The organism is Streptomyces uncialis (assembly GCF_036250755.1).
In the GTDB taxonomy this organism is placed as follows: Bacteria; Actinomycetota; Actinomycetes; order Streptomycetales; family Streptomycetaceae; genus Streptomyces; species Streptomyces uncialis.
In genome coordinates this window covers 174,927-191,793 of the sequence record NZ_CP109583.1, presented here as the reverse complement: position 1 = coordinate 191,793, position 16,867 = coordinate 174,927, and the positions used below count along the sequence as shown (strand labels likewise).

The following is a 16,867-nucleotide window of genomic DNA, read 5'->3' as shown; positions in this document are numbered from 1 at the left end:
CGGCGACGTCGGCCCGACCGGTGCGCTAGATCCCGAAGGGCGGCGCGTAGCGCACGGTGCCGCTCGGCAGTGGGTGCTCCGGGTCGAGGGCCAGGGCCATCAGGGCCTCGTCGGGGACATCGATCGTGACATCGATCCCGTGCTCCGACGCCCGGCCGAAGCCGAACCTCGGGTAGTACTCCGGGTGCCCGAGGACGACGACGAACCGCTCCCCGAGGAGGGCCGCCGCCGCGAGCGCGGCACGGGTCACGGCCGTGCCCGCCCCGGTGCGCTGGTGGGAGGGGAGCACCGCGACCGGCGCCAGACACAGGGCGGGGGTCACCCCGATATGGCAGCGGGTCAGCAGCGCGTGGCCGACGGGCTTCCCGTCGGCCCCGGCGGCGACCAGGGACAGCCCGTCGATCCACGCGGGATCGTCCCGCAGCGCGTCCACGAGATCCGCCTCGGAGGCGGTCTCGAAGGCAGCGACGTTGATCGCGCGGACAGCGGTGATGTCCTCACCGGTCTCGACGCGGGTGATCCAGGAGCTGTGCGTATTCATGAAGGGCTGCGTTCCGCTTTCGGCTGGTACGGGCAGGAGGAAACATGTCCGCAGGCATGCTCTCACCCCGGCCCCCGCCGCCCCCGCCGCCCCGCGCCGTCCACCCCGGACGGCCGGTCCGGTTCCCCACCGGTCCGTCCCGCGCGGGTCCGGTTCCGCCACCGGCCCTCCGCACGTCCTCCGTCCCGCGCCGCTTCGCTCGCGGGGAGACCGTACGGCTGCTTCCGGGTGCGGCGCCTCAGCCGCCACCGGTTTGCCGCGCCAGGCGTTCACGCAGCTCGGTCAGCCGGGCTATCTCGGCGTCGAGGGTCGCGAGCCTGTTGCTGACCACCGCCGAGCGCGCCCCGTCGGGTGCGGCGGCGTCGCACCGGGGCGGGGGGTTCATGGTCAGCTGATGGAGCCGGTGGGCGCGGCGGCGCAGGTCCTCGACGGTGAGCCCGAGGCCCAGCAGATCGCGGATGACCCGGACCCGTGCGACATCGGCGGGCCCGTACACGCGCTGTCCCGCGAGACTGCGGACGGGCGGGGGTATCAGCCCGCGCTGCTCGTAGAACCGCAGTGCCCGGGGCGTGGTCCCCGCCGCCTGTGCCGCTTCACCGATCCGCATCCCGCGCCACCCCGTCCCGCTCGGACCCTGTTCCCATGACGTGCCGTGCCGTCGGACCCGCACCGGTCCCGGGGGAGTCCGCGCCTCTAGAGTTCCACGACGACGGCCCCGAAGTACCGCCCTTCGATCAGATCGGGCAGTGCCCGGGGCGCGCGGTCCAGACCCGCGATCCGGGTGTGCGGGAAGCTCAGCTCGCCCGAACGCAGCCAGCCGCCGAAGCGCCGGGTCCACTCCGCGTCCACCTCGGGATGGTCCGCGCCCCGGTATCCGCGTACCGAGACGCCCCGCACGACCAGGCGGAACGTGTCCAGCGGCACCGGCGCGCTGCCACCGCCCCGCTCCGGCGACAACTGCCCCGACAGCGCGCCGACCAGCGCGAACCGCGCCCCCGGCCGGGCCGCGCCGAGCGCCGCGGCCAGCTGCTCCCCGCCGACGGTGTCCAGCAGGACGTCGATCCCGTCGGGCGCCGCCCCGGCGAGCCGCTCCGCGAAGGAGCCGGTGCCCCGCAGCACCACCGCGTCGTAACCCAGTTCGGACACGAGCCGCGCGGCCTTCTCCGGTGAACCGGTGCTGCCGATCACCCGCCCGGCACCCAGCACCCGGGCGATCTGCCCGGCCAGCGAACCCACCGCCCCGGCCGCTCCCGTGACGAGCACGGTGTCGCCCTCGCGGACACCGGTGAGCCGGGTCAGCGCCCCGTAGGCCGCCGCTCCCGGTGCCAGTCGGGCGACCGGGTCGGGCAGCGTCCCGTCCAGTAGGGCGCACTCGGCGTCCGCCACCAGGGCGTGGTCCCGCCAGCCGAGGAGATGCGAGACGGTGTCACCGACCCGCAGCGGGCTGCCGGGCGGGACGGCCACGACCTCACCGACCGCGGGCCCGAAGAGGGTGTCCCCGCCGCGCAGCGGGGGCAGCGGTACGCCGTCGATCTCGTCGCCCATCAGGGTACGCAGACCGGGGAAGACCAGGAAGTACCGGTTGCGGACCAGCACATGGCCCGGTCGGAGCACCGGCATCGGTGTGTCGACGACGGCGAGGTGTTCCGGTCCGGGCAGCCCCTCGGGGGTGGCGGCGAGCCGGATCTCACGGGTGGTGCGGGGCAGGACGGCGGTCATCTCAGCGACTCCCGGGGCAGGTTCGGGACAGCGGGACAGCGGGACGGCTGGCGGCCCGCTGCCGGAGTGCCGTGACGCTAACCCCTGACCCGCAGGTCAGCGGCAAGGCCCGCAGGTCAGGGTCAAGGCCGCGAGGGCCGCGCCGGACGAGGAGAGCCTGGTGAAAGAGGGGCGCGCCCGGCCGGACGGGGCCAGGGCGGGCGGCAGGTGACAGGTGGGCCGACGGGGAGTGGCGGCCGCCCCGCCTCCCCCGAAGTGGGGCCCGCGACAACGGAGTCGCCCGTCCGGTGCCGGGTGGCGTGGACCCACCCGTCGGCGGGTGGCCGATGAGAGTTCTCTCAGCCTCCGGATGGTTCGTCCCGGTGCCCGAGGACGTCACGCCGCCCTTGCCCGGGGCGGTGGGGCACGGCCCCTCGCGTGACCTGCGGGGCCCGGCGCCGACACCTCCCGCCGGGTAGCCGCCCTGAGCAAAACTTGCGGAAAGGTCCAGACCTATTGACCGTGTTGGTCTAGTCCTCTTAAGGTCTGGCCACTACGCCACCCAGCGTCAGCCACCGCGCTACCCCAGCGTCAAGTGGCGTACTCCCTCCGTTGTTCCGGCCCTCGGCACCCCAGCCCAGGGCCAACGCGTCAACCCCACACGCGTGTTGCACATCCCCGCGCTCCCCGGCGGAGCACGGACCCCCACCAGGAGGATCTGAACGTGCTGTCTTCCAGAAAGGCCAAGCCGGCGCTCTTCGCCGCCGGTGCGGTCGCGATCGGCGCGATGCTCGCCGGAACCCTCACTTCCGGCGTCTCCCAGGCCGCGCCGCAGGAGAACTGTCGCCCCGACGGTCTCTACTCCACGCCCGGTGTCGACGTCCCTTACTGCTCGGTCTACGACACCGAGGGCCGCGAGAAGATGGGCGCCGACCACCAGCGCCGCATCATCGGATACTTCACCAACTGGCGTACCGGCAAGGACGGCAGGCCCGCCTTCCTCGCCAACAACATCCCGTGGGACAAGATCACCCACATCAACTACGCCTTCGCCGGGATCGACTCGGCCAACAAGATCTCGATCGGCGCCGACACCGCGGACAACCCCAACACCGGGATGACCTGGCCGGGTGTCGCCGGTGCGGAGATGGACCCGTCGCTGCCTTACAAGGGTCACTTCAACCTGCTGAACAAGTTCAAGAAGCAGCATCCCGATGTGAAGACCCTGATCTCCGTCGGAGGCTGGGCCGACAGCCGTGGCTTCTACTCGGTGGCCACCAACGCCGACGGCTCGGTCAACCAGGCCGGTATCGACACCTTCGCGGACTCCACGGTCGCGTTCCTGAAGAAGTACGGCTTCAGCGGTGTCGACATCGACTACGAGTACCCCACGTCGATGAAGGACGCGGGCAACCCCGACGACTGGACCATCGCCAACGCCCGGCGTGGCGGTCTCGTCAAGGGCTACGCCGCGCTGATGAAGACGCTGCGTGAGAAGCTCGACCGCGCGAGCGCCGCGGACGGCAAGCACTACATGCTGACCGTCGCCGCCCCGTCGTCCGGCTATCTGCTGCGCGGCATGGAGACGTTCCAGGTGCAGAAGTACCTGGACTACCTCAACATCATGTCGTACGACCTGCACGGCACATGGAACGAGCACGTCGGTCCGCAGGCCGCGCTGTACGACGACGGCAAGGACTCCGAGCTCGCGGGCGCCAACATCTACGGCACCGCCCAGTACGGCGGTATCGGGTACCTCAACACCGACTGGTCGTACCAGTACTTCCGCGGTTCGATGCCCCCCGGCCGGATCAACATCGGTCTGCCGTACTACACCCGCGGCTGGAAGAACGTCCAGGGCGGCACCGACGGACTGTGGGGCAAGGCCGCGGCCACGTCCTGCCCGGCCGGTTCCGGTCTCACCAAGTGCGGTGACGGCGCGGTGGGCGTCGACAACGTCTGGCACGACAAGGACACCAGCGGCAAGGAAGCCCCCGCCGGGTTCAACCCGATGTGGCACGCCAAGAACCTCGAAAAGGGTGTCGTCGGCGACTACATGACGAAGTTCGGTCTCCCGGCCGACACCCAGCTCCAGGGCAGCTACGTCCGCAAGTACGACAACACGCTCGTGGCGCCGTGGCTGTGGAACGCCCAGAAGAAGGTCTTCATCTCCACCGAGGACGAGCAGTCCATCGGCGCGAAGGCCGACTACGTGGTCAACAAGGGCCTCGGCGGCACCATGATCTGGGAGCTCGCGGGCGACTACGACTGGAACGCGGCCAAGGGCCAGTACGAGGCCGGCAGCACGCTGACCAACCTCATGTACAACAAGTTCAAGGCCGCCCCCGGTTACGGTGCGAAGAAGTCCAACATCGCGCTGCCCACCGAGGCCGTCAACGTGGACGTGGACTTCGGCGGCTTCAAGCTGGGGGACCAGAACTACCCCATCAGCCCGAAGCTGAAGATCACCAACAACACGAAGAGCGCGCTGCCCGGCGGTACGGAGTTCCAGTTCGACTACGGGACCTCCGCGCCGAACAACGCCAAGGACCAGTCCGGCTTCAACGCCACGGTCATCCGCAGCGACCACACGGGCAACAACGTCGGTGGACTCAAGGGCGACTTCCACCGGGTCTCCATGAAGATCCCGGCCTGGCAGTCGATCGCCCCGGGTGCCTCGATGGAGCTGGACTTCGTGTACTACCTCCCCGTCTCCACCCCGTCCAACTGGACCGTCAAGATCGGCGCCAAGACCTACGGTCTGGCCGGTGACCTCACCCGCGGCACGACGGTCGTCGAGCCCGACGGCTCGGGCACCACGACCGGCGGCACCGGTGGTACGGGCGGCAACGGCGGTAACGGTGGCAATGGCGGCAACGGCGGTACGGGTGGCACCTGCACCGCGGCCCCGTGGAACGCCACCACCGAGTACCCGGGCGGCGCCACCGTGAGCCACGGCGGCAAGCAGTGGAAGTCCAAGTGGTGGACCCAGGGCAACGCGCCCGGCACCACGGGCGAGTGGGGCGTCTGGCAGGACCTCGGTCCCTGCTGATCACCCCTCCCTGAACCGGACCCGGCGGCGCGGACCCGACCCCGCGCCGCCGGGTCTCCGGCTTTCCCGGAACCACCTCGGTCCCACCGACGTACTGTTCCCCCATGGCACTGAAGACACTGCGGGTGGGAGCGGCGGAGATCCGCCTGCTGACCGCCCTCACGGACGGCCCCTGGGACCGCTCCACGATCGAGAACGCCCTGGTACGCCAGGGCTGGGCGGCCGAGGCCCCCGACGGACGGCCCGCCGTGGAATGGGGCGGCGGGGCCGCGGCCCCGCACTTCTTCGGCACGGATCCGCCCTCCGCCGGTATCGGCCCGCGCCTCGAACTCGGCGCGGCACCCGGCACCGACGACGGGCAGGGCGCGTCCTTCGTCCAGCTGCCGTGCGCGCTGTTCTGGCCCGCCTTCGGCGAGGAACCGCCGCTGCCGCACGGCCGCGCCGCCCAGGACGACGACCTCGAAGACCCCGAGACGGACTACGACGAGGACGAGGACGGTGAGGAGGACGGCGGGACCGACCTCGACGAGGCCGACGACCTGGACGGGGAGTACGGTCCCGCCTGGCACCGCGCGCCGGACGCCCGGCGCGCCCACTTCCGCGCCGAGTACGCCCGGCTGAGCGGTCTGATCCGCGCGGAGCTCGGTGCCCCGCTGCACAGCACGTCCGGTGAGATGGACACCCACGAGGAGACCTGGGAGCGGGCGGGGCTGAGCCTCACCCTCCACCGGGGCGACGACCTCAACACGTACTCCCACTACGACGTGATCACCGTGCGGGTCGGCCCCACCGCCGCCGGGGACGGCTCCGGCGGCCCCGGCCCCAAGGACCGGGACGACTCCGCCGCCATGACCGCCGCCGACTGACCGCCGACCGCCCGGACCCGCCCCGCGGCGCCCGCCTCAGCTGTCGGCGCGGGGCTGCGGGTGCGGGATGAGGTGCGGGGTCCCGAGATGCGGATGGGCGATGATGTCGCAGGTCAGGCCGAAGACCTCGGACACCAGCCCGGGGGTGAGGATCTCCGCCGGCGGACCCTCGGCGTGTATCCGGCCGTCCTTCAGCACGATCAGCTGCGTCGCGTAGTGCGCGGCCTGGTTGAGGTCGTGCAGCACGGCGGTGATCGTCCGGCCCTGCCGGTGCAGTTGGGCGCAGAGCTCCAGCAGGTCGTACTGATGGGCGATGTCCAGATAGGTGGTCGGCTCGTCCAGCAGGATGTGCTGGGTGTCCTGGGCGAGGGTCATCGCGATCCACGCCCGCTGCCGCTGGCCCCCCGACAGCGCCGCCGCCGGGATGTCCGCGTGGTCCGTCAGCCCGGTGTGCGCCAGCGCCTCGGCGATCCGGTGGTCGTCGTCGGGCGTCCACTGCCGCAGCAGCGTGTGATGCGGATGACGGCCGCGCTGCACCAGGGCGCGGACCGTGATCCCCGGCGGGGTCTGGGGGTTCTGCGGCAGCAGCGCCACCTGCCGGGCGAACTGCTTGCCGCGCAGCGCGTGGACGTCCGCGCCGCCCAGCGTGATCGTCCCCGTGTCGGGCTTGAGGACCCGCGCGAACGCCTTCAGCAGCGTCGACTTGCCCGAGCCGTTCGGACCGATGATCGCGGTCAGCCCACCCGTCGGCAGATCGACACTGACGTCCCGGACCACCGGGTCGCCGTTGTACGACAGCGTCACCCCGCGGGCCGACAGCCCGGTGGTCGCGGACCCGGCGCCCTCGCGCACGGCGGACTTGGTGGTCATAGCGTGCCCTTTTTCCATTCGCGGACGAGCAGGTAACCGAGGTAGACGCCGCCGAGAGCCATCGTGTAGATGCCGACGGGCAGATCGTCGGTGAGCGGCAGATGCTGGGCCGCGAGATCCGCCAGCACCAGCAGGGTCGCACCCGTGAGAGCCGAGAGCGCGATCCGGGGACCCGGCGCGGGGGCCAGTCTGCGCGCGATCTGCGGAGCGGTGAGCGAGATGAACGCGATCGGACCGGCCACGGTCACCGCGCCCGCCGCCAGCGCCGTCGACAGCACCACCGCGGCGGTCCGGGTGCGGCGCGGGTCCGTGCCCAGTGCCGTGGTCAGCTCGTCGCCCATCTCGCTGATCGTCAGACTCCGCGAGATCAGCAGGGTCAGCGGAACCGCGACCAGCAGCAGTCCCCAGATGGTGGAGGCGTCGGTCCAGTCGCGGGTGGCGAGCGAGCCGTTCAGATACGAGGACAGCACCGTCGCCTGGTCCCGCTCCACCGCGTACACCACGTACTGCGTCAGCGCCGCCGTCAGCGCCGACACCCCGATCCCGGCGACCACCAGACGCCCCGGATCACCGAAGCCCGTCCCCGTCGCCAGATACACCACCGCCATCGCGACGACGGCGCCGACCAGCGCGCCGACCGACACCGGGAACCCGGGCGCGAGCAGTGCGACCGTCGCCGCCCCCGCCCCCGCGCCCCCGCTCAGCCCGATGACATCCGGACTGCCCAGCGGATTTCGGGTCACCGACTGGAACAGCGCGCCCGCCACCCCGAACGCGGCCCCGGCACCGATACCGGTGACCAGCCGCGGCCCGCGCAGCCGGTCGAGTATCAGCTTGTCCATCCCCCGCGGCTCACCGAACAGCGCCGACGGCAGATCCCGCAGCGGGATACCGAGCCGGCCGAGAGTGAGGGTGGCGACGGCGGCCACCGCGAGCAGCACCAGCAGCGCCACCGACACCAGCACCGCCCGGGTGTCCACGGGTACGGCGACCGTCCGCCCGAGCCTCAGCAGACCGGCCGCGCGGGGCGGCGGTGTCACGGGCGCGGGCGGCACCGGGAGATCCGGCGCGCTGCGGGTCTTCATCGGACACCCCTCGTCCCCTGCGTACGGCGCTCCGGGTCCCCGGGGGCACCCCAAAACGCCGTCGCCACCTCGTCATACGGCATGTGTCGTCACTTCCCCGTGGTTCCCGTCCCGGCCGCTCACAGGGAGTGCTTCATCCGGCGCAGGGTGAACAGCAGCGCCGGGGCCCCGACGAAGGCGGTGACGACACCGACCATGAGTTCCTGCGGCCGCAGCAGCACCCGCCCGATCACATCCGCCGTCAGCAGCAGCACCGGACCGACGAGCACCGACAGCGCGATCTGCCCCCGGTGGTCCGTACCGATCAGGCCGCGCACCACATGCGGCACGGCGAGCCCCACGAACGCGATCGGTCCGGCGGCGGCGGTCGCCGCCGCGGCGAGGACCGTCGCCGAGCCCCAGCCGAGCGCCCGCGTCACCGCGGGGTTCGCCCCGAGGGACGTCGCGGACTCGTCACCGAGCGCCAGCGCGTTGAGCGCCGGGGCGATCAGCAGCGCGACGAGCAGACCGGCCACCGCGAACGGCAGCACCGACCACAGCACGTCGAAGTCCCGCCCGCCGAGCGCTCCGACCACCCAGTAACGGTAGTTGTCGAAGATCTTCGGGCGGCTCAGGGTCACCGCCTGGATGTACGCGGTGAGCACGGCCGTCAGCACCGCGCCAGCGAGCACCAGCCGCACCGCGCTGGACGACGCCCCGCTGAAACCGATCACATGCACCAGCACCCCGGCTAGCAGCGCGCCCGGCAGCGCCCACCACATGGCGGAGGCGGAGCCGGAGGCACCGAGGAACGCCGACGCCGTGACCACTCCGGCCGCGGCGCCCGTGTTGACCCCGAGCAGCCCCGGATCGGCCAGCGGATTACGGGTGACGCCCTGCATCAGCGTGCCCGACACCGCCAGGCACACCCCGGCGAGCACACCGAGCAGGGTCCGCGGATAGCGGCTCTCCACGACGGTCGTCAGATACGGCTCCGCGTCCCCGGACAGCACCGAGAGCACCTCGCCCGGGCTGGTGCTCATGCTGCCGAACATCACACTGGCCGCGGCCGCGCACAGCAGCAGCAACGCCGCGCCCACCAGGGCGAGCGTCAACCGGAGGGCACCCGCGCGCGGCGGGGCGGCGCCGCGCGCGGATGCCCGGACCGTGGTCGTCATCCCCGGGTACCGGTCCTACTTGCCGGACTTTTCGATGGCCTTGTCGATCATCGGCAGGTAGCGCTCGATGCTCCAGGGGACGGTCAGCGGGTTGATCATCGAGGAGGCCGTCACGAACGGGTTCTCCTCACCTGCCACCACGGCGCCCTTGCCGACCGCGGGGATCGCCTTGTACAGCTTCTGCGCCTCGATCTCCTTGCGGCTCTTCGGGTCCGAGTAGAACGTGAAGATCAGATCGCTGCTCGCGAGCTTGTTGCCGTTCTCCAGCCCGATGAGCGCGGAGTCGGTGCCCTCGGTCTCCTTGAAGGTGTCCGCGACCGGGTCCGCCTTCAGCCCCAGCGAGCTGACCACGGCCACCCGCTGCTCCTCGGTACGGAAGACACCGAGCGTGCCGGGACCGGTGGTGTAGATGTACGAGAACGTGTGCTTCTTGTACTCGGGGCGGGTCGCGGCGGCGTCGGCGAACCGCTTCTCGATGCCGTCGATCAGGACCTTGCTCTGCTCCGGCTTGCCGAGCGCCTTCGAGATGATCTCGATCTGCTCGTCCCAGTTGGTGCTCCACGCCTTGTCCGGGTACGCGACGGTCGGCGCGATGTCCTTCAGGACGTCGTACTGCTTCTGCGTCACACCGGACCACGGGGCGAGGATGACATCGGGGTCCAGCTCGGCGATCGCCTCGATGTCGAGGTTCTCACCACCCGTGAACTGCTTCGGGAGCTTCTCGCCCTTCTTCTTCACCTCTTCGTGGATCCACGGCATGTAGCCCGTCTTGTCGCTGCCCCACTCGTAGCTCTCCATGCCGACGGGCGTGTGACCCAGCGCGATCGCGGTCTCGGTCGAACCCTGGCCGAGGGTCACCACCCGCTTGGGCTGCTCCTTGATCTCGGCCGTGCCCAGCGCGTTCTTGATGCTGACCGGGAAGGTGCCCTTACCCGCCGACTTGTCGCCGGACCCCGAGTCCTCCTTGTCGGAGGAGCAGCCCGCGAGCGTCATGACGAGGGCGGCGGCCGGGACGACTGCGAGCGCGCGCAGGCCCGGACGGCTGGAGGTGAAGCGCATGAGGGGTCCTCTTGTCAGGGGGCATGCCCCGGGCCGGGAACGCCGGTACGCAACCCCCAGGGCCCGGCGGGGAGCGGGCGTTCCCGGACCGAGGCCGTGAACTAAGGGGACCCTAAGTCTTTGTATGGTGAACATCAAATCCGGCCATGTCACATCGGGGACGCGATCCGCGCCGGTCAGCGGCCGGTCCGGCCCCGTGCACGGCGCCCACCGGCACAACCTCCACCACCGGCGCGGGCTTTGCTTCGCCGGGCCCCGAGGCCGCGACCCCGGCGGACGGCCCCGGCATCCGCCGTCGCCGTCCGCCGGGCAGCGCTCCCGGACCGGGCCCGCTCAGACCACCGCGCCCGACCTGTCACGGTCCGTGGGCCGGACCCGGGGCTTGACCGGCCGCTCCGGTCGCCGCGACTGGAGGGACACGGCGAGCGGCAACGCCGTGAACACCGTGGAGGCGATCCCGAGGAGCACGCCCGCGAGCAGCGCCACGGAGAAGTCCGCCAACGAGTCCCCACCGAGCACGGCGAGCGCCACCAGCACGAACAACGCGCCCATACCGGTGTTCACCGTCCGGGGCAGCGTCTGCGCCACCGCCTTGTCGGCGAGATCCGGCCACGGAGCCTGCGGCGCCGCCCGCCGCAGCTCCCGCAACCGGTCCAGGACCACGACCGTGTCATTCACCGAGTACCCGACCACGGTCAGCAGTGCCGCCAGGAACACACTGTCCACCGGCTTGCCGAGCCACGCGAACAGTCCCACCACCAGCAGCACGTCCTGCACCATCGCCGCGACCGCCGCCGCCGCGAACGTCCACCGGAACCGCACCGTGAGATACACCAGTTGCGCGGCCACCGCGAGGCCCAGCGCGATCAGCGCGTGGTTGCGCAGCTCGTCCCCGAGGCTCGGGCCGATCAGATCGTCCCGCACCACGGTCGTCTCCCCGCCGACCTCGCTCAGCGCGTCTCGCACCTCCCGCTGCTCGTCGTCGGTCAGTTCCGAGGTGCGGACCGTGATGTCGCTGTCCCCGGACGACTGCACCACCGCACGCGGGAACCCGGCGTCCGCCACCGCCTGCCGCGCGGTGTCCGCGTCGACGGTCTGCGCCGTGGAGTACTGCACCAGCCGGCCGCCGGTGAACTCCACCCCGAAGTCCAGCCCGCGCACCCCGATCCCCGCGAGCGCCACCAGCAGCAGTCCGCCGCAGATCCCCAGCCAGCGGCGCCGTGAGCGCATCAGCCGCGGCGGACGGGCCTCCAGCCGGGCCCGCACCCGCCCCTTGGCGGTGATACCCGTCCAGGACGGGCGGCGCCGCACGGAGCCGCGCTCCAGAGCCCAGTCCGCCAGCAGCCGGGTGATCAGCATCGCGGAGACCAGTGAGGCCAGCACCCCGATCCCGAGGGTCACCCCGAACCCCTTCACCGGCCCCGTCGCGAAGACGAACAGCAGCCCCGCCGCCAGCAGGGTCGTCACATGCGAGTCGGTCACCGCGCTCCACGCCTTGCTGAAGCCGACCCGCAGCGGACGCCGCAGATCGGACCGGCGTGCGCCCGGCCGCAGATACTCCTCCCGGGCCCGCTCGAAGACCAGCACGTTCGCGTCGACGGCGATCCCGATCGCCAGCACGAAACCGGCGAGACCGGGCAGCGTCAGCGTCGCACCCAGGGTGACGACGGCCGCGTAGGAGATCAGCCCGTACAGACCCAGCGCCACCGTGGCCAGCGCACCCAGCAGCCGGTACACGACGATGATGAACAGGCCCGTGCAGACCAGCCCGATCACCGCGGCCATCGCGCTCGCCCGGATCGCGTCCGCCCCGAGCGTCGGACCCACCGTGCTCTGCTCGACGGTGGTCACCGGCACCGGCAACGCGCCGCCCTTGACCAGCGCCGCCAGATCACGTGCCTCGTCCGCGTCGAAGCCGCCGGTGATCTGCGCCGAACCACCGGTGATCCCCGCCCCGCAGGGCACCGACTGCTCCATCCCCGGCGCCGACACGATCCTGTCGTCCAGCACGATCGCGACCCGCCGCCCCGGGTCCCCGGCCGGCCGGCACGCGGCCTCCCCGGTGATCCGCGCCCAGTCCTTGCCCGCGCCGTCGTGGAACGACAACGCGATGGTCCAGCCCTGGGCCCCCTGCTGGTCGAAGGCGGCTTCCGCGTCCTTGACCCCGCCGCCGCTCAGCGCGGTCGGGCCGAGCCGTAGGAAGGCCCCCGGCGCGTCCGGGTCGGGAAGGGTCCGCGACCCGTCCTCGGCGATCCCGTCGGCGGCCTTCCCGGCCATGCCCGTCACCGGGTGGAACGTGAGCTGAGCGGTACGGCCGATGACCTGGGCCGCTTCCCGGGGGTCCTGGACACCGGGCAGTTCCACGACGATACGGCGCTCACCGGAACGCGCCAGCGAGGGTTCGGCGACCCCGAGGGCGTCCACCCGCTGCCGCAGTACCTCCAGCGCGCGGTCGGTGGCCTCGGAGTCGGCCTTCACGGTGGGGGAGTCCCGGGTCTCCAGGACGATCCGGGTACCGCCCCGCAGATCGAGCCCCAGCCGGGGCTCGGTGGTCAGGGCGGCCAGTACGGACAGGGCGACGACGGCGAACGCGGCCAGCGCCCGCCAGAGAGTGGCACGAGATGACATGGATGCTCCACGGGCAGCTCCACGGACACACCCGACGGTGTGTGTGGACACGCGGGACACGCACGGCGCGCGGAACGGCACCGTGCGCAGGGACGGGAGACGCCGCCGTCGTCACGGTCCGGGCAGGCCGGTGACCGGGACGGCGGACGCCTGGGGCGTCAGCTGCTCCGTGAATGCGGGGGTGCGCGGGTGCTGCGGGGGCCGTGGGACGGCGCGGGCGGTCCGCGCTCGTGCGGGACCGCGAGGACCGCGCACTGCGGGGCGGGTGGCTCGTACCCGGGTGCGACGGGCCCTCCGGGCGCGGGCGGCGGAAGCACGGGCCGGCCGCTGTGCTCGCCGGCCGCCGCGAGCCGCACGGTGGTGACCGGACCCTGCCCGGCTTCGCCCCGGACCGCGGAGCTGCCCGGCGCGGTGTCCGGCCGGTGCCGCGGTACGGGAGCGTTCCGCGCGCCGGAGCTGACGACGGGTTCCGTCCCCCGCGCGGTGAATCCGGGCACGAAGGGGGGTGTGTCCGCGGTCGTCGCCGTGGTGCCGAGGTTCTGGGTGCCGTCGGCCTGGGTGTGGGGGAGCCGGGCCCCGAAGTCCCGGGTGCCGGAGTCCGGGAACTTCGCCGTACCGAAGACATGGGTGGCGGAGAAGACGGAGGAGGGAACGGCCCGGTCCGCCGCGCTCGCGGGAGCCGCGCCCTGCGAGAGGACTCCGACCAGGATCAGCAGCGCGCCCCACAGCAGCGCGGGAAGGGTCCGGACGGCCATCGGCCGTGCTCGCTCACGCATCCGCCGTCCCCCCCTCACCATCCATGACCGACCGCGCGATCCGCTCACGGCCATCGGCCGTGACCGTCCGTGTCTGCTCTGCGAACGCCCGACCGGCCCTGCGGGTTCCCGACCGGTCGCGCGTGATTCCCGGCGACCGTCGGAAGGTCACCGGGCACGGTCCGCCGCCTCAGCCTATGACCTCTCCTCGCACCGGTGACCGCGGGGCGGTCCCCGCACCGACGCCCCCTGACGAGGACCGGCCCGTGGACCGGCCCGTGGACCGGCCCGGTGATCCGCCCGCCCCGTCCGGACGAGGTCTTGTCCACGGCGAGGCACAGCTGGCAGGCTGCGGGTGATGTCCGCCGTCACATCCCAGGGGGAACCATGACGCTCAAGCGCGCCACCGCCGTTGTCTCCGCCGTCCTGACCGCCGCGCTTCTGGTCGTGGGGGTCGGCGCCACCGCCCACGCGTCGGCGGGTGACAAGAAGGTCGAGGTCATCAAGGGCGTCGAGTAACCCACTCCGCTCCCGGGCCCATTCCGCTCCCGGGCCCAGGCCCTGCGGGACCTGGGCCGTCCCGGCGTGGAACGCCGCACGCCGCGTCCACCGCGTACGTGACCGGGGTCACCGGTCCTTGGCACCGCGGGGCGGTCCCGACGCGAGACCTGTGGGTCCCGCGGCGATGACCACGGCATCCGGCCGATCGCTCACACGTGACCGCCGACGCGCATGAACTCGACCAGCCGCGCGTAGCTGTCGTCACCGTGTCCCGCGTCGACCGCCCGCCGGGTCAGCTCCTCGAACACCTGCGGCAGACCCGACGCGACCCCCCGCAGTTCGCTGGCGTGGGACAGCACCTCCATGGTCCGCAGATGGAGATCAAGGGTGAAGTCACCGCCGGGGTAGCGGCCGGAATCGACGTGCGGTGCGTAGGCGTTCATGAACGCGCTGACCGAGCCCATCCAGCGGTCGGCGATCCCGGTGTACTCCCGCGCCGTGACCCCGCCGCCCGGCCCGTCGGAGCCGATCAGCGCCACCGCGTGCAGCCAGCCCGTCAGCGTGCCCCACATCTGGCTCAGCAAGGCCGTGTCGTAGACGGAGGACAGCGCCGGGTCCGCACCCACATGCACCGGATCACCGAGCGCCGCGAGCGTGTCCCGGTGCGCGGCGAACACCTCCGGCGCGCCGCCGTGCAGGAGCAGCGACTCCGGACGGCCGATGCCGGGCGGAGTCGTCATGATCACCCCGTCCAGATAGTCGGCACCGCAGCGCTGCGCCAGGGCCGCCGCCTCACGGGCCTGCACCGGGGACCCCGAGGTGAGGTTGACGATCGTGCGTCCGCGCAACTGGGCGGACAGCGGCGCCAGCACCTCCTCCACGGCGTCGTAGGACACCAGACAGATCACCACGAGCGGCCCCGCCGTGACGGCTGCCGCCGCCGAACTCTCCTCCCGCGCACCTCGGTCGATCAGGGCACCCGCTCTGCCGGGGGTGCGGTTCCACACCGTCGTCGGATGGCCGGCCGCCAGGAACGCACTGGCCAGCGCCGCGCCCATCGGTCCCAGCCCGAGGACCGTCACCTTCGCCCGCATCGCTTTCCTCCGCCTCGAAAGAGCCTCAGAACAGCCTCAACACGCCCTGCTCCGGGCTCGGAAGCCCGGAGCGGTGGACGCATGTCGCTACTGAACGTAACGGTGCGGGCCGGTCGCGTGTGCCGAAGTTCCGGGCTTATAGCTCGAAAGAAGTATTTATGATGCTTCAAGGTGATGCTCGGGCAGTACCGGAACGTGACAGTCCGTTCAGGGCGCCGGAGCGGTGCCGAGTGCCCGAACTCCCGCTCGCGACAGGCGTGAAGACCCGCTGTACGCACCTTTGGCGGACCTTCGGCGGGCGCCTCGGACGGCAGGCCTCGGACGTGGTCCTCAGGCCCGGTTCCCGTCGCCGGTGATCGCCTCGGCGACATCACCGCCCGCGTCCACCGCCCGCTCGCCGACGGGGGGCCGCGGCGCGGGCGCGGTACCCGCGGCCGAGTCGGTACCCGCGACCGAGTCGGTGCCCGGCACCGGCGGCGGGGGAGTGCCGACGCGGTTGCGGTCCCCGGTGACGGCCCGGCCGATGGAGCCCGCGGCCGTCACCGAGCGCGCCCCGCTCCGCTCCGGTGCCGCCGCGGGCCCCCGGACGAGGCCGTACACCGCCGTGAGCAGACCGAATGCGCTGAGCGCCGCCCCGACGACGCTGGCCGTACGGTCCGCCGTGTCCAGATCCGTCACCGTCACGACGGTCACGAGGGTGACGGCCACCACCGCGCACACCCCGCCCGCCAGAACTGTCCATGCCCGTGCGGTCGTCGACGACATCCCGAACCTCCTGGAAGCCCCGTACCGTTCCCTCCGCGACGGACCCCGGCCGGGGGCGGTGCCCGGCTGGCGAGGACACCGGGCATCCAAGGGTTTCCCCGGTGCCGGGCGCCTCACACCGGCGGGTTCAGCCGTCGCCCAGGGCGGACCGGGACGAGGTCACGGGCCTTCGCCGCCGCTCAGGCGCCGCCGTCCAGGGTTCCCAGCACCACCTCGCCCCGCGGGGACAGCCGGTAGCCGGTGCCGAGGCTTTCCGTGAGGCCCAGCTCCTTGAGCTTGCGGACGTCCCGCTTGAACGCGAGCTTCTCGCGGTCCAGCCGGTCGGCCAGGTCCCCGGCGGGCGTTCCCGGCGACTCATGGATCACCCGCAGTACGTCCCCGGTCCACGGCCCCCGCCTCGCCGCGCCGTCGATCCGCGCCAACTCCGCTTTCACCGAGTCGAGTTCTGTCCCGTCGAGGTCGTCCTGTTCGCGCAGGGCAACCCGAGGATCGGCCCCCGCATAGCTCAGCTCGATCCGGTACAGCGTGCCGTCCGGGTGCCGGGTCAGCTCCTTCCAGAACGCCTCGGGCGAGGTGTGACCGCTGCGTTCGATCTGACCGGTGGTCACCTCGCTGTCGGTGATCGCGGTGACCGCGTCGATCCCGACCACCCCGACGGCCGTCCGCAACCGGCTCCCCGGACGCACCCCGGCACGTTTCCAGCGGCGGAAGGCGAGCGTGACCCTGCCCTCCCGGATGCCCTCCAGTGTCTCCGCCTTGAACAGCATCCCCGGACCTCCTCGGTCTGCGTCACGGA

Annotated in this window: 15 protein-coding genes; 3 read left to right on the top strand and 12 right to left on the bottom strand. The window is 72.2% G+C overall.

Annotation, left to right across the window (positions count from 1 at the left end):
- Window positions 1-25: 25 nt before the first annotated feature.
- The 3 genes from OG711_RS00825 to OG711_RS00815 form a co-directional block, all read right to left on the bottom strand.
- Window positions 26-541: a GNAT family N-acetyltransferase gene (locus OG711_RS00825; protein ID WP_073792563.1), complete on the bottom strand. Its 516-nt coding sequence runs from the start codon at window positions 539-541 to the stop codon at window positions 26-28.
- 238 nt (window positions 542-779) lie between these two features.
- Window positions 780-1,148 carry a MerR family transcriptional regulator gene (locus OG711_RS00820; protein ID WP_099281904.1) on the bottom strand — a complete coding sequence of 123 codons (369 nt, stop codon included), beginning with the start codon at window positions 1,146-1,148 and terminating at the stop codon, window positions 780-782.
- Between the two features lie 86 nt (window positions 1,149-1,234).
- Complete coding sequence (locus tag OG711_RS00815; protein ID WP_329558037.1) at window positions 1,235-2,260, bottom strand: MDR family NADP-dependent oxidoreductase; 1,026 nt, start codon at window positions 2,258-2,260, stop codon at window positions 1,235-1,237.
- Window positions 2,261-2,963: 703 nt separating this feature from the next.
- Here OG711_RS00815 and OG711_RS00810 point away from each other — a divergent pair.
- Together OG711_RS00810 and OG711_RS00805 are read left to right on the top strand one after the other, a co-directional pair.
- Window positions 2,964-5,291, top strand: coding sequence for a chitinase C-terminal domain-containing protein (locus OG711_RS00810; RefSeq protein ID WP_329558036.1), 2,328 nt, complete (start codon window positions 2,964-2,966; stop codon window positions 5,289-5,291).
- Window positions 5,292-5,395: 104 nt separating this feature from the next.
- Complete coding sequence (locus OG711_RS00805) at window positions 5,396-6,157, top strand: hypothetical protein (protein ID WP_329558035.1); 762 nt, start codon at window positions 5,396-5,398, stop codon at window positions 6,155-6,157.
- Window positions 6,158-6,193: 36 nt separating this feature from the next.
- On the opposite strand, the gene OG711_RS00800 is transcribed toward OG711_RS00805, so the two are convergent.
- From OG711_RS00800 to OG711_RS00775, 6 genes are all read right to left on the bottom strand, one after another.
- Window positions 6,194-7,027, bottom strand: a complete 834-nt coding sequence (locus OG711_RS00800; RefSeq protein ID WP_266504148.1) for an ABC transporter ATP-binding protein — start codon at window positions 7,025-7,027, stop codon at window positions 6,194-6,196.
- Window positions 7,024-8,112 carry a FecCD family ABC transporter permease gene (locus tag OG711_RS00795; protein ID WP_329558034.1) on the bottom strand — a complete coding sequence of 363 codons (1,089 nt, stop codon included), beginning with the start codon at window positions 8,110-8,112 and terminating at the stop codon, window positions 7,024-7,026. The genes OG711_RS00800 and OG711_RS00795 overlap by 4 nt, the downstream gene beginning before the upstream one ends.
- Before the next feature lie 119 nt (window positions 8,113-8,231).
- On the bottom strand, window positions 8,232-9,269 hold the full coding sequence (locus OG711_RS00790) for a FecCD family ABC transporter permease (RefSeq protein WP_329558033.1): 1,038 nt from the start codon (window positions 9,267-9,269) through the stop codon (window positions 8,232-8,234).
- A gap of 15 nt (window positions 9,270-9,284) precedes the next feature.
- On the bottom strand, window positions 9,285-10,328 hold the full coding sequence (locus tag OG711_RS00785; RefSeq protein ID WP_329558032.1) for an iron-siderophore ABC transporter substrate-binding protein: 1,044 nt from the start codon (window positions 10,326-10,328) through the stop codon (window positions 9,285-9,287).
- A 333-nt stretch (window positions 10,329-10,661) separates the two neighbouring features.
- Entirely contained in the window at window positions 10,662-12,956 is a 2,295-nt protein-coding gene (secD, locus tag OG711_RS00780; protein WP_329558031.1) for a protein translocase subunit SecD, read from the bottom strand.
- Window positions 12,957-13,114: 158 nt separating this feature from the next.
- Window positions 13,115-13,732 (bottom strand): hypothetical protein, encoded by a 618-nt coding sequence (locus tag OG711_RS00775; RefSeq protein ID WP_329558030.1) that lies wholly within the window; start codon window positions 13,730-13,732, stop codon window positions 13,115-13,117.
- A gap of 366 nt (window positions 13,733-14,098) precedes the next feature.
- On the opposite strand from OG711_RS00775, the gene OG711_RS00770 reads away from it, so the two are divergent.
- The gene (locus tag OG711_RS00770; protein ID WP_266504136.1) at window positions 14,099-14,230 is read left to right on the top strand and encodes a hypothetical protein; all 132 of its coding nucleotides are present in this window, start codon (window positions 14,099-14,101) and stop codon (window positions 14,228-14,230) included.
- 191 nt (window positions 14,231-14,421) lie between these two features.
- On the opposite strand, the gene OG711_RS00765 is transcribed toward OG711_RS00770, so the two are convergent.
- The 3 genes from OG711_RS00765 to OG711_RS00755 form a co-directional block, all read right to left on the bottom strand.
- Window positions 14,422-15,306, bottom strand: a complete 885-nt coding sequence (locus tag OG711_RS00765) for an NAD(P)-dependent oxidoreductase (RefSeq protein ID WP_073792574.1) — start codon at window positions 15,304-15,306, stop codon at window positions 14,422-14,424.
- Window positions 15,307-15,636: 330 nt separating this feature from the next.
- Window positions 15,637-16,071 (bottom strand): hypothetical protein, encoded by a 435-nt coding sequence (locus OG711_RS00760; protein WP_245876916.1) that lies wholly within the window; start codon window positions 16,069-16,071, stop codon window positions 15,637-15,639.
- A gap of 179 nt (window positions 16,072-16,250) precedes the next feature.
- Window positions 16,251-16,838, bottom strand: a complete 588-nt coding sequence (locus OG711_RS00755) for an ASCH domain-containing protein (RefSeq protein ID WP_329558029.1) — start codon at window positions 16,836-16,838, stop codon at window positions 16,251-16,253.
- Window positions 16,839-16,867 lie beyond the last annotated feature (29 nt).